13 protein-coding genes are annotated in these 13552 nt (G+C 52.4%); 3 read left to right on the top strand and 10 right to left on the bottom strand.

Going from position 1 to position 13552, the window contains the following annotated elements; genetic code table 11:
* Positions 1-29: 29 nt before the first annotated feature.
* Genes ABDW13_RS03810 through ABDW13_RS03785 form a run of 6 tightly spaced genes read right to left on the bottom strand, consistent with a single transcriptional unit; the run spans position 30 to position 7087 of the window.
* On the bottom strand, positions 30-1355 hold the full coding sequence (locus ABDW13_RS03810) for a cytochrome c (protein ID WP_343551083.1): 1326 nt from the start codon (positions 1353-1355) through the stop codon (positions 30-32).
* Positions 1348-2952 carry a GMC family oxidoreductase gene (locus ABDW13_RS03805; protein WP_343551082.1) on the bottom strand — a complete coding sequence of 535 codons (1605 nt, stop codon included), beginning with the start codon at positions 2950-2952 and terminating at the stop codon, positions 1348-1350. The genes ABDW13_RS03810 and ABDW13_RS03805 overlap by 8 nt, the downstream gene beginning before the upstream one ends.
* 21 nt (positions 2953-2973) lie before the next feature.
* Positions 2974-3471: a sugar dehydrogenase complex small subunit gene (locus ABDW13_RS03800; RefSeq protein WP_343551081.1), complete on the bottom strand. Its 498-nt coding sequence runs from the start codon at positions 3469-3471 to the stop codon at positions 2974-2976.
* A 51-nt stretch (positions 3472-3522) separates the two neighbouring features.
* On the bottom strand, positions 3523-4899 hold the full coding sequence (locus tag ABDW13_RS03795) for a cytochrome c (RefSeq protein WP_343551080.1): 1377 nt from the start codon (positions 4897-4899) through the stop codon (positions 3523-3525).
* Positions 4899-6527 carry a GMC family oxidoreductase gene (locus tag ABDW13_RS03790; protein ID WP_343551079.1) on the bottom strand — a complete coding sequence of 543 codons (1629 nt, stop codon included), beginning with the start codon at positions 6525-6527 and terminating at the stop codon, positions 4899-4901. Before ABDW13_RS03790 ends, ABDW13_RS03795 begins: the two co-directional genes overlap by 1 nt.
* 20 nt (positions 6528-6547) lie before the next feature.
* Positions 6548-7087 (bottom strand): sugar dehydrogenase complex small subunit, encoded by a 540-nt coding sequence (locus tag ABDW13_RS03785; RefSeq protein WP_343551078.1) that lies wholly within the window; start codon positions 7085-7087, stop codon positions 6548-6550.
* A 294-nt stretch (positions 7088-7381) separates the two neighbouring features.
* On the opposite strand from ABDW13_RS03785, the gene ABDW13_RS03780 reads away from it, so the two are divergent.
* Entirely contained in the window at positions 7382-7864 is a 483-nt protein-coding gene (locus ABDW13_RS03780) for a glutathione peroxidase (protein WP_343551077.1), read from the top strand.
* A gap of 67 nt (positions 7865-7931) precedes the next feature.
* On the opposite strand, the gene ABDW13_RS03775 is transcribed toward ABDW13_RS03780, so the two are convergent.
* Positions 7932-9086: an epoxide hydrolase family protein gene (locus ABDW13_RS03775; RefSeq protein ID WP_343551076.1), complete on the bottom strand. Its 1155-nt coding sequence runs from the start codon at positions 9084-9086 to the stop codon at positions 7932-7934.
* A 163-nt stretch (positions 9087-9249) separates the two neighbouring features.
* Between ABDW13_RS03775 and ABDW13_RS03770 the strand changes: the two genes are divergently transcribed.
* Entirely contained in the window at positions 9250-9564 is a 315-nt protein-coding gene (locus ABDW13_RS03770) for a hypothetical protein (RefSeq protein WP_343551075.1), read from the top strand.
* 357 nt (positions 9565-9921) lie between these two features.
* Positions 9922-11001, top strand: coding sequence for a mechanosensitive ion channel domain-containing protein (locus ABDW13_RS03765; RefSeq protein ID WP_343551074.1), 1080 nt, complete (start codon positions 9922-9924; stop codon positions 10999-11001).
* Between the two features lie 115 nt (positions 11002-11116).
* Here ABDW13_RS03765 and ABDW13_RS03760 read toward each other — a convergent pair whose 3' ends face one another.
* Genes ABDW13_RS03760 through ABDW13_RS03750 form a run of 3 tightly spaced genes read right to left on the bottom strand, consistent with a single transcriptional unit; the run spans position 11117 to position 13552 of the window.
* Positions 11117-12058 (bottom strand): sugar phosphate isomerase/epimerase, encoded by a 942-nt coding sequence (locus ABDW13_RS03760; protein ID WP_343551073.1) that lies wholly within the window; start codon positions 12056-12058, stop codon positions 11117-11119.
* Positions 12059-12077: 19 nt separating this feature from the next.
* The gene (locus tag ABDW13_RS03755) at positions 12078-12506 is read right to left on the bottom strand and encodes a PTS sugar transporter subunit IIA (protein ID WP_343551072.1); all 429 of its coding nucleotides are present in this window, start codon (positions 12504-12506) and stop codon (positions 12078-12080) included.
* A 35-nt stretch (positions 12507-12541) separates the two neighbouring features.
* Positions 12542-13552 (bottom strand): Gfo/Idh/MocA family oxidoreductase, encoded by a 1011-nt coding sequence (locus ABDW13_RS03750; RefSeq protein WP_343551071.1) that lies wholly within the window; start codon positions 13550-13552, stop codon positions 12542-12544.

Below are 13552 nucleotides of genomic sequence, written 5' to 3'. Positions count from 1 at the left end.
GACCTGGTTTGAAAGGAATCAGAATACTGTTAACTGCGTTTTCTGCGCCACCACCAGAGTAACAGCAGCACGATAACGCCCGCCGCCACCATGCCAATACGCGACAACAGCATCAGCGGTGAAGCTTCACCACCCGCACGCAATGTTGCCACGCGCTCGGCACTGATTTGCATCTGGCTGTGGCCAAAATCCTGCATCACATAATTGGTTACCGAGGCGATCTGCTGATCATTCAACTCACCCGCAAAACCGATCATCCCCTGCTGCTTCTCCGGCCACACGCCTTGCAGAATCGCCATTGCCACGTTATCGGCGTTGGGTTTATCCAGCACCGGATGGTTTTGTAATGCCGGTAAACCGTTCAGACCTTGTCCCGACAAGTTATGGCAGGATGCGCAGTTGTTGCGGTAGATTTGCGCGCCTTCGCCTAATCCCGACCAGGCCGCTGGCGTGTCATCGCCCTGCACTTTGGTTAAGCCTTTTTTTGCCGCAGGCGGATTGGCGTTGCCTGAAGCGGGCAATAAATAGCTGGCGATGGCCTGACGATCGTCTGGCGTCATGCGCGCGAAACTTTTATCGATGGCTTCCAGCATCGGTCCGCCTGCGGTCGCGCCATTGCTGGCATGGCCGGTGGCAAGATAGTCCGCCAGCATTTCTCGCGTCCAATGTGCTTTGCCTTGCAGCGCATCGACGCTGATATCTGGCGCGAACCAGGTTCCCAATGAAGCGCCTTGCAGATTTTTATCCTGCTGCTCAGCCATCAGTAAATTGCGTGGCGTGTGGCAAGTGCTGCAATGGGTCAAACCTTCGACCAAATAGGCACCGCGATTCCACTGCGCAGATTGCGCCGCATCCGGCTGGAACGGTTTGCTATCGAGGAACATTAGATTCCAAGCCGCCATGCTGAAGCGCAAATTAAACGGGAACGGCAACGCGGTTTTTTCCGGCTGCACATCGACCGGCTGCACGCCTTGCATGAAGTAAGCGTACAGCGCCGCCACATCCTCATCCGTCAGTTTGGCATAGGCGGTATACGGCATCGCTGGATAGAGTTGGCTGCCGTCGCCGCGCACACCTTTGCGCAGTGCAGCGGCAAATTGCTGCTCGCTGTAATTACCGATACCCGCCACTTTCGACGGCGTGATATTGGTGCTGAAAATGGTGCCAAGCGGGCTAGCGATAGCATGGCCGCCGCTGAACGGCGCTTTGCCCTCCTCGCTGTGGCACGCGCCACAGTCACCGGCAATCGCCAGATATTCGCCACGTTTGATCAGATTTTGATCCGCCGCTTGCACGGATGTGCACAGCATCAATAACGCAACGGCCGCCAGCCCGCTTTTCCATTGCTTAGCCATGTTGCGTCTCCTGCAAAATTTTGTCGGCGGTACGTAACGCCAATGCCATCGCGGTCAACGTCACGTTACAAGTACCAACGGTTGGCATCACACCAGTGCCAACCATAAATAAGTTAGCGTGGTCGTGTGCACGTCCCCACGCATCGGTAACGCTGGTGGCGGGATCCAGTCCCATCGATAGCGTGCCGGTGATGTGCTGGCGGTTGGAGAATTTGCCGCTTTTGCTATGTTTGATGTTGGTTGCGCCAAGCTTGGCAGCAATCGCGTCATAGCACTCGCGGGTTTTCTCGGTGCCTTTAACCACGTAATCATTCACATCCCAATACAGCGATGGCGTCTGCAAGCCAAGCGCATCTTTGTTATCGCTCAATGTCACGCGGTTGTTAGGATCGGGCAGCTGTTCCAGCGCATTTTTGATGCTAAGACGACGCGCTGCACGGAAACGGATTTGTTCCTGCAATTTTTTGCCGAACAAGCCTTCTGCCAGCACTTCTTTGGTCACTGACGCGACTTGTGAGGCGTTAGAGATGTCGATGCGGAACGGCGCGTGTTGGCTGCGAAAATCGCCGTCACGGAATTGACCAATTGAACATGGGCTCACTGGACCGCGACCCGGCCAGATCTCTTCATCTACATCGAAGGTCACGCCAATCGCCGGGTGATCGCACAGATTGCGGCCCACGTTATCGCGAGCATTGGCGATGCCGTGCGGGAATTTATCGCTCACCGACATCAACAGCAGTTTTGGCGTTTCAATCGCGTTCGCCGCCAGCACGAAGGTCTCAGCCGTGACGCGATGGCTGACTTTATTCCAGTCGTAATAGTTGGCAGCCACAATCTTGCCTTGCGCATCGTGTTCCAACTGATAAACCACCGCTTCAGTGATCACTTGCACGCCGCTGTCTTCGGCTTGCTGCGCCGCTAAACCGCCGTGATATTGCGCATCAATCGGGCATAACGGCATGCAGTTATTGTTGCCGCAACAGGCTGGACGGCCATCATAGCTGTGGCTGTTACGGCCGGTGCTGTCATCCAGCACGGTGAAATCCGGTGCCAAACGCGCGGTAACACGCTGTTGTAACCAGGAAGCCGGTACGCGTTCCATCGGATAAGGTTTGCTGCGCGGCGAACCATTGTCTGGCGATCCACCGACACCGGCGATCACTTCGGCCTGATAGTAATACTCTTCCAGATCGTCGTAGCCGATCGGCCAATCTTTGCCGATACCATATTGGCTGTGTTGACGGAAATCATTCGGCACAAAGCGCCACAGTTGCGCCGCCCAGTGCCAACTGGTGCCACCAAACATGCGGATGTATTGCGCGGCAAACGGATGCGGACCGGCCTGATGCAGATAATCATTCGGTTCCGGCGTATAACGCGGATGCGGTGCCTGCGGCGAGAACGGATACGGCGACATAAAATCAGATTTGAAGGCCGAAACACGGAAGCGTTCAACCAGTTGATCGCGCGCCACTTTCGGGCCGGATTCAAGTAACAACACCGATTTCCCGGCTTTTGCCAAACGGGTTGCCAGCAGCGAGCCGTTGACGCCCGCGCCAATCACCACCACATCGGCAGAATTCTTAGTTTTCATTAACTGCTTAGCTCACTTAAATCAGGGCTGCTGCGCCCAGCTACCACATTCACCGTAAGAAAAACTCGGCGGGACTAATTTGTCATCCACCAGCTGATTCGCCAGCGTATTCACATAGGTGACGTACAGCGCGTGCTGGCCTTTTCCGACCACGCCGTTGTACCAGCCGCCTAAAATCACTTTCGCCAACTTCTCGCTGTCGGCATCAGCAAAGTTCAGACGATCTTGCTGCAACAAATCAGGCTGGCTTTGCAGCAAGGTTTTTAGCTGCATCAAGCTGCCAATAAAGCCTTTCTGCGTTTGGTTCAACGCCTGCAACAGCGCGCGCCCCACGGTGAGATTGAGGCTATCTTGCTGCGTTAACCATCGCGAAACCTGCATCAAGTCATCAAGACCGGCAACAGGCGCGTCAGGTTGAGCAGCGCGTAAACGCGGCAACGGCAGAAGCTGTCCGGCAGCGCTGGCGACAGTCACCAGCCCGACCAGCTTCAACACGCGGCGGCGTGAATAGTGCGTCATGGTAATTTTCCTGCGTAGAGATTGGGCGCAACAATCTGCGCCCGTTAGAAATTAACGTTTACGGCGATACAGCAACCAACCTAGCAGCACGATCACCACCAGCACGCCCGCGCCGACGCCGATCTGCGCCATCAACACCAACGGTGAGGATGGCCCGCCGCGACGGATTTCCGCCACCTGCTTGGGTGACACCGTCACGTCAACATTGCCGTAATGGTGCAAAATCCAGTTCGACAAGGTCGCGACTTGCTGATCATCAAGATGATTAAGCGCATTCGGCTGGGCGCCAAACGGCGGCATAAACACATCGCCCTGCTGGGTTTTGCGTTCCACCCCAAACAGAATCGTGGCGATCAAATTGGATGGATTGTTTTCCGCTGTGGCGCTGTTGTGGAACAGGCTCGGATAGAACGCATCCGACGTGCCTTGCCCACTGCTGCCGTGGCAAGACGCACAGTTACCGGAGAACAAACGCGCGCCTTCATCACTCACTGCCGCGTTAAACGGCTGGCCGCGAAATGCCACCAAATTGTTAGCCGCTTTGCCTTGTTCAAAACGTGATGCGCCGCTGGCAGGTGCATTGCTATCCGCAACGCTGCTCATATATTCGGCCATCGCCGCCACATCATCATGTGAAAGATGCTGGAAGCTGTGGCTGATGGCTTCTGCCATGCTGCCCGCGGCTTGCGCTTTGCCCGCTAAACGACCGGTTTGCAGATAAGTGATCAAATCCTGCTGCGACCATTGCCCAATGCCGCTGACTTTGTTGGCGGTGATGTTCGGCGCAAACCACGGCCCAACCTGCGCACCGGTGAAAGCTTCGCTCTCTTTTTCCTGCATCAGGAAACCACGCGGCGTGTGACAAGTGCTACAGTGCGCCGCGCCTTCCACCAGATAACGGCCGCGATTCCAGCTGTCGCTTTGCGTGGTATCTGGCGTGTAACCCGGCGCTTTCAGGAACAGCGCGTTCCAGAACATCATCGAGAAACGTAGGTTGAGCGGGAATGGCAAATGCGTCTGCGCCGTCGACTGGTCATCCGGCTTTACGCCAGACATGAAATAGGCATACAGCGCATGCACATCGTCATCGGTCAGCGTGGCATACGCGGTGTACGGCATCGCCGGATAGAGATTAGCACCGTCGGCGCGCACGCCTTTGCGCAGCGCCGCGGCAAACTGCTGCTCGCTGTAGTTGCCAATACCGGCGGTTTTCGATGGCGTGATGTTGGTGGCGATGATCTCACCAACCGGCGATTCAATCGCTTTGCCACCGGCAAACGGCTGCCCATGTTCCGTGGTGTGACATGCGGTGCAATCCGACGCCACTGCCAGATACTCGCCCTTCTTAATCAACGCATCATCCGCAGCATGGGCCGCGCCGGTTGCCAGAGCCAAGGCCAGCGCGAGGTGTTTAAGTTGCAACATCATCACGCCTCCTGCGCTTGTTTAACAATCGCATCTGCGGCTTTAAATGCCAGAGCGACCATCGTCAACGTGCTGTTTCCGCAAGCGGTACTCGCCATCGCGCCACCGCCTGGCAGGAACAGATTGCGGTGATCGTGTGCACGACATTCGTTATCCACCACCGAATTGGCCGGATCGTTGCCCATGATGGTGCCGCCCATGATGTGTTTGCTCTGATTGAACTGTTTGGAGAATTTTTTCTCGGTGGCGCCCATCGCTTCGGCAATGCGGTTGGCAATTGGCATCGAATAGTTTTGCAACGAGCGGCGCACATAATCGCCCACGTCATAGTGAATCGCCGGTTTCGGCAAGCCAAGCCAATCTTTCTTATCGCTGAGTGTCAGACGATTATTGGCGTCTGGCAGGATTTCATGTGCCAGCACAATATCGGCGGTGCAGGCGGTCATGCGACGGATCTCTTCATCCAACGCTTTACCGACCAGGCCTTTTTCCAATGCGCCGAAGGTGACGAAGCGATTGCGTGCAAAGTTGTTAAAGCGGAAATAAGCGCCCGCATGCTCCGAGCGGAAATCGCCCTGCGAGGTTTCCATAATGCCGCTGTTCACCACCGGGCCAACGCCCGCCCAATAAGGTTCATCCAGCGTCACCGTCATGGTGATTTGCGGATGATCCATCATATTGCGGCCGACTTGATCCGAGCTGTTGGCGAGACCATTTGGATTACGTGCGTCCGCCGACATCAGCAGCAGTTTTGGCGTTTCTAAACCATTACAGGCGACGATAAACAACTTGCCGCTGACGCGATGGGTTTGCTTGTGCTGATCGTAATAGTGCACCGCTTCGATCTGGTTGCTGGCGTTGGTTTCAATGCGCCACACCACCGCGTTATCGAGGATAGTAGCGCCTTTGGCTTCGAGGCGTGACAGCGCGGTAGCACCATCATATTTCGCGCCAACCGGGCACACCGGCACGCAATTGTTATTGGCGCAGCACGCCGGGCGATCGTCATACGACGTGCCGCTGTTACGCGCTTGCGCGGTAGGAATGTTGTGCAAGCCGAGTTTTTCGCGCACCACTTCGGTAAAGCGCGCTTCGCCGGGACCAAATGGCAGCGCTGGCATCGGATAAGGTTTGGAACGCAGCGGCGGCCATTGCAACGCAGGATCGTCTGGGCCACAGATGCCGAGTTTGTATTCCGCGCGCGCGTAATACGGCTCCAGCGTGTCGTAATCAAACGCCCAGTCGCGTCCAACGCCGTAACGGGTATGCAGTTGCATATCGGCCGGGGTCAAACGCCAGCAGGTACCCGCCCAATGCCAGGTCGATCCACCGGCATAACGCACGTAGCTTTGCGCATAGGAATCGACTCCGCTTAATTGCAGATAACCTTTGCCTGCGCCCGCCGGTTCCGGATGCGGCGCCCAATCGCGCGAGGGATAACACTCGATCGGGTTGCCTTTCGCCGCCAGCGGCAGATTGCGGTAATTTTCCACGATTTCGGCACGCGAAACGCGCGGACCGGCTTCTAACATCAATACCGGAATTCCGGCGTCCAACAGTTGCTCTGCGATCACCACACCGACCACGCCGGTGCCAACGATCACCACAGGTGATTGTGAAGGGGCTGCCATAATTATCTTCTTCTTTCAGGTCAGAATTGCGGTACGGGAAGAACCGGTGTGTTGGCGCGCTGCCAGTTGTTAGGACCACTGATGCCATACGATGGAATGGTGATGGCGTCCAGCGTGGTGTGCCAGGTCAGCGCCTGTTCATAGGCGAATGCCTTCGCCGAGCGCTTAGGCTCAAGGCAACCGGTGTACCAGCCAAAGATGATTTTGTGCGCCAGATCCTGCAACACACCCTGCGGAATCGCTGGGAAGAAATCCTCAACGATCTGCGCGTTATTTGCCTTGGCAATCGCTAACAGATGATTGAGATTTTCCATTAGTGTCGGCTGTTCCAGTTCCAGTAACGCCAGCATGCGCTGGCCTACCGCATCATCGAGTTGATGATTGACCAACAGGCGCGATAGCTGCATGAAAGGAATGAAGTTTTTAGATGAGTCAGCAAAAGCAAAACGCGGTAAGGCTGAGGTAACGAGACCAGCAGCCACGATCACCACGCCGGAGAGCAGCACTCTACGACGTGACAGTTGGACCTCGCCGAAAGGCAGGTCATGCGAAGCACTCATGGTATATCCCTGATTAGTGACATTACTCAAAACCCCCGCAAAGCGGTGGTGAAAACGGCATTTATTATTGGTAGTAACGGTAAATCTATTGATAGTTAACAATCACGCAACGTTACATTAATTCGATAACTCATAGTTACGTTGATTATTAATATAATAAATGGATCTTAAACAAAAGCCATACGTAAATGACGTTTTCAAATCAAGTATGAGTGGAGAAATGCACAATAGTAAGTAGGATCGACGCACTAGATTGCATCGCTTTCGAATTGATTCTGCAGTGAGGATTTCAACATGACGGCATTTTACGAACTTTCGGCCACCAGCCTGGATGGCCAGTCGATCTCAATGCGTGATTACGCTGGCAAGCTGATTTTGGTGGTGAATACCGCCAGCCATTGTGGTTTCACGCCACAATACGCCGGCCTTGAAGCGCTTTACCAGAAGTATGCCGACCAAGGTTTGGTGGTGCTTGGATTCCCCTGCAATCAATTCGGCAAGCAAGAACCTGGCGGTGCCGACGAAATCGCGCAAACCTGCTACGTGAATTACGGCGTGAGCTTCCCAATGTTCGAGAAAGTGGAGGTCAACGGCAGCGCAACGCACCCGATATTTAGTTATCTGAAACATGCCTTGCCTGGCGTGCTCGGTGGGCGAATTAAGTGGAACTTCACTAAATTCCTGATCGGACGCGATGGTAAACCGCTTAAACGTTTTGCACCGATGTCCACCCCAGCGAATATGGAAGCCACCCTCGTTGCTGCGCTGAAAATTTAAAAGCGTTCGCCTTAAACGCGAGACTTGTTAATCGCGTTGTTAAAAGCGCCTTCCCGTTCTGAATCGATCATGACTTGCGTAAAGGCCGAAAGAATTTTCGAATATCGGCGGCCAAAATCTGTGGCTGTTCAAGTGCAGCAAAGTGCCCGCCAGCAGGCATAGATTCCCAGTGCGTCAGGTTATAACCACGCTCCACCCACGAACGTGGTGGCAGGGGAAGTTCAGCAGGAAATAAGGCGACCCCCAGCGGCGGGTAAACACGCTCACCGCTTTTGAAGGCGGCTGGTCTGGCTTTGCCCTCAACGTACATTCTGAATGATGAGCCGATAGTCCGCGTAAACCAATACAGGGAGATGTTCGTCAGTAAGACATCAAGCGGTACAGCACTTTCGAGGTTTCCATGGTTATCTGACCATGCTGCAAACTTCTCCGTTATCCAGGCAGCCAAACCCGCTGGCGAGTCATTTAAACCGGCAGCAAGACTCTGCGGTTTGGTGCTCTGTAACCGGCTATAGGCCGCATTTTCATTACTCCACGTCTGAACATAATCCAGATACTTTTGCTCTTGTTCCGTCACTGGCGGTTCAGTGGCACTAAGCGGAGGAGCATAGGAGCCCGGAATATAATTGAGATGAATGCCCGTAACCGCCTGCGGATATCGGTACGCCAACCACGTCGAAACACCCGCCCCCAGATCACCGCCCTGCGCGCCAAATCGCTGGTACCCTAATCCATTCATAAGTGCTTTCCATAGCGCGGCCACTTCGTATGAGCCAGTGCCCTTTTCCGTGGGAATAGATGAAAATCCATAGCCTGGCAATGACGGGATCACCACATCAAAGGCATCAGCCGGGTCCCCGCCATAAGCGCCGGGATCGGTCAGCAAAGGAATGAGTGACAACATTTCCACAAATGAGCCAGGCCAGCCGTGCGTCAGTATAAGCGGCATCGGGTTCTGCCCGTTTCCACGCTGGTGAATGTAGTGAATGCTGTGACCGTTGATGTTGGCTTTAAAATGGCTAAAGGCATTAAGCCGCCTTTGCTGCTCACGCCAGTCAAACTCTTCCGCCCAGTAGTTCACCACGCGTTTTAAAAGAGCGTGGCTAATCCCTTCGTTCACGTTTGCGTTGAGATCTTCAAGCCAGCGCGTGTTTTTCAGTCGCAGATGTAGATCAGCAATTTCCTCATCTGGCACGTTGATTTCAAACCGTTCCACGTTCATTGCGCTTGGCCTTATTGATGGTGCTGAAGAAGTAAATCAGATAAACATCATCATAGCTTGAACCGCACCAAAGGCGCTCTGTTAGCCAGATCACAGAGTCGATTAGGTCAAAATAATCTTCTATACCTGCGTGGGTTGATTCGTTAATGAGGGCTCAAAAGCAATGAAAGTGAGTGAGGAAGCATTACACAGAGCTGGATTCACAGCTTCCGATCTGAAAAAGATTCGTAATAATGTGGATAGCTATGGCGGTACGCTGGGTGAAGCCATTCAAAGCCTTGCGAACCGATTTAAGGTTGTTCTTTGGATCAATTTGGCCTGTATCGCAGTATTTCTTTGGGTACTGTTTACCCATGACCGACTCTATGCTCTATCAGTCGGCATTGGGCTGTTGCTCACCATGCTGATTGTGGCCTTTATCCAACCTCCGCTACTTTCGTTTAAATCCTGGCGCTACTGGAAGAAAAATCGCCACTAACGGCTGTCATGGTTGATGGTCAACAGATCAAACACGGAAAGCATCAAAAATATTCGCAGTGCTGACGTGCATCTTGGATTAAAGATTAACCACACCCTCCACCCAAGATTTTTTCCTTCCTTTGCCTGCATCCTTGAAAGTAAAGTGGTAGCCCTTCCTATTGAAAAAATATTTTCCTATTGGACCATCAGACTTATTTCCATTTTTTTATGCGTTAACAATACCAGTCAGCTCAATCTTTCATAAACTATTAGCGGTAGATGTTGTCATCCTTAGATAACCGAGAGGTTATCGATTGCGGATTTTTTGAGACTTATCTGACAATCACAGATTGTTAGCACAATATAAGGAGAAATAATGCCGTTAATTTTTGGTGAGTTATCTGGCGCTCCAACTTGGGTGCCTGCTGTATTGCTCGTCACCCTCTCTTTAATCGTGGGTTTTCTCGCCCGATTCCTGCTCTTACGCTTTATCCGCTACTGGCAGAATCGTGATAGGAAGCTCTTCAAATCACTTGAAAAACATTTGCGCGGATCGATGTTTTTATTCATTCCCTTACTGCTGATTAATGTCGGGGTAAGTTACGTCAATGTTAGCCCAGACTCGCTCTCCTTTATTATTACTACGCTGAACATATTTATTATATTGTCATTGTGTTCCGTTTTAATTCGCCTGACGAATGTCGCGCAGGATATGTTATTTATCCGCTATGACATCAACCTGTCTAATAATCTTCGTGCGCGTAAAATTCGCACGCAAATCATCTACGTTAAAAAGGTCGCGATTGTCATTCTGGTCTCCTTTTGCCTGACACTGATTTTGCTGAGCTTTCCTGGTGTACGAAAATTCGGCACGACGATCCTTGCCGGTGCTGGCGTGGCGGGAATCATCATTGGCTTTGCCTTGCAGAAGTCGCTGGTTAACCTGTTTGCAGGCATTCAGATTGCCTTTACGCAACCGATTAAAATTGATGATGCGGTGGTAGTTGAAAATGAGTGGGGTTGGATTGAGGAAATAAACCTTACTTACGTGGTGGTGCGTATCTGGGATCTGCGACGCCTGGTACTACCCATTACCTACTTTACAGAAAATGCCTTCCAGAACTGGACGCGTAATAACGCGCAAATATTGGGCTCGGTGTTTCTCTACCTTGATTACTCCATGCCTTTGGAACCATTGCGCAAGCATTTTGAAAAAGTGCTCAGTGAAACCAAGTTGTGGGATCAACAAACTCAGGTGCTGCAGGTGACGGACACCACAGATAAAACCATGACCATTCGTTTATTGATGACCGCACAAAATTCGCCTACAGCCTGGGATTTACGCTGCCATGTGCGAGAAAAAATGATTGAGTTTGTTCAGCAAAATTACCCGCAAAGCCTGCCTCGTCTGAGGGCGACATTGACAGAGGCTGGATTGGATAAGCCAGCAGATTAACGCTGTAAATGTAAGGTGCGCATTATTGCGCACCGGCACATCGGTCACCATAAATGGCGACCCTACGACGAGGCAAGGTTTTGTAGGGTCGCCATTTATGGTGACCGGCAGTTTATTATCGGCTCAAGGTGGCATTTAACGCTTCAATTGAAGTTTCCAATCCCGCTTCCACGCTCATGGTGAGATCTTCCATTTCCAGCGACACATCACCATCGTAGCCGGTCATACGCAGCACCGAGAAAAACTCCTTCCACCACTTCAGATCCTTACCGCAACCCACCGCCACATAATTCCACGTGCGGGTTTTTGTGTTGGTTACCGGCTGATATTCCATCAATCCATCGATATCCGCCAAACCGCGTTCGATACGGGCATCTTTGCCATGCACATGGAACACCGCACCTTCCAGCGCGCGCGCAGCCGCAATCGGATCGGCGCCCATCGCAATCAGATGCGACGGATCAAGGTTGATGCCAATCATCTCATCCACCGCATTGCGCAGGCGCAGCAGCGTTGATGGGTTGTACACCAACTGGCTTGGGAACTCTTCTAATGCGATCTGCTGGATACCGTGCTGTTTGGCGTGCTGTACAAACTTTTTCCACCACGGAATCGCCACCTGATTCCACTGATAATCGATTACGCCCGGCATGTAATCCGGCCATGAAACGGTTGACGTGATCCAGTTCGGCACCTTATCTTCCGGCCCGCCGCCCGGCAAACCGCTCATCATCACGATCTTCTTCACACCCAGTTTGGCGGCCAATTCGACGGTGCGATAACTGCTGTGGCTGTGAGCCTCGCCCAATGCACCCGGCGCCAACGGGTTGCCCGAACAGTTCAAGGCGACGATGCGCATATCGCGGTCGGCCAGCTCTTTTTTGAATTGCTCCAGTTTTTCCGGTGAAGCCAATAATGCTTCTGTTTGCACATGCGGGCATGGCGACCAACCGCCAGCCGTCATCTCTACGCCGTTAATACCGTAAGCTTTGACTTTATCCAGCATCGCAGTAAACGATAAATCCGCCAGAACGTCGGTACACAATGCAAGTTTCATCTATATTCCTCGGAGAAAATTACGCTTTGGTAAATTGCTCAATAAATTCTTGTTTATTGGTCGCGTTAGCTAATAAGGTGGTTTTCACTTCATCACCCAATAAGTCTGCAATATCCGTTAGTACCTGAATATGTTCATTCGCGGTCGCGGCAACAGCCACCACTACAAACGCCACTTTGCCATTTCCCCAGCTGACGCCATGCGGAAACTGAAATACCTGAAATCCGGTTTTAATCACCTGATCGATATTCTCTTTCGCGCAATGTGGAAAGGCGATACCGGCGCCAATATAGGTCGATACGTTTTTTTCGCGCGTCAGCATGCCGTGTAAAAAACCGGATTTCACATAGCCGGCTTTTTCTAACGCATGCGCCGCAAGCTGAATTGCTTCAATTTTATTCGCGGCCTCGCATTGCAAATGCAAAGCCTCTGCTGTTAATTGCACCATTATTTATTTCCTTACTGACTCGCAATGGAAATGAATTAGCGATACAGCGCCGGTTGTTCAGGAATAGCTACCCGATGTTTTTCGCCGTCTTTTAGCGAAGCTAAACCGGCATCGCACACCAACGCCACTACATAGCCGTCCCACGATGATGGCCCGCTCATTTCACTCCCGGCTTTAACGTTATCCACGAAATGCTGCACTTCGCGATCGTAGGCGGTGGCAAAACGTTCCATACAGGTTTGCGCAATATGATGCGCATTGCCGTGGCGCGAACGCGTGCTGATGGTTTGTTGCTCGGTTAAAGCCGCAATTGCCTCTTCGCCAATCACTTCGCAACGAATGTCGTAGCCGTAATGGCAATTCACAAACAACTCATCGTCAATGCGCACACCCGATTCGGTCTCAAAAATCACGATCAGTGGATCTTGCAGATGTGGCAAGGCGCGACGCGTCTTTTTACCCGGTTTATCCACGCGTACTGAGGTGATGTTTTCATTGAGTAGATAGCGAATGATATCGATTTCGTGCGTGGCAGAATCGTTAATCGCCATTTCCAGCGTATAGCTGTCTGGCACTGAAGGATTACGGTGTGCGCAGTGAATCAACATCACTTCGCCCAATTCTCCGCTGTCCAACGTTTGTTTTAGCGCCTGATAGCCGGGATCAAAACGGCGCATAAAGCCGAGCTGCAGCAGCCGTTTTCCCGCTTTCACTTCTGCCGCAATAATTTCCTGTGATTCATCCGCGGTTGGCGTCAGCGGCTTTTCACAAAATACCGGCTTGCCCGCATTAAACGCCGCCAGAATTTGCGCTTTATGTACCGGTCCAATTGAGCAAATAAATACCGCATCGACTAATTCAGAATTAATCATTTCTTCGGCATCATAAAACGCCGTGGCATGATATTCGCTGGCGATGGCATCTGCCGCCGCGCGATTAATATCGCAAACCGCCGTGACCTGCGCACCGGAAATCACCTGCTGGAATCGTTTCAGATGATCGCGACCAATCATGCCCAGACCAATTAAGCCAATTTTGACAGTCAT

The sequence above is a fragment of the Pantoea sp. genome (assembly GCF_039594315.1).
Lineage (GTDB): Bacteria > Pseudomonadota > Gammaproteobacteria > Enterobacterales > Enterobacteriaceae > Pantoea.
This window is presented reverse-complemented; position numbering and strand designations above follow the sequence as displayed.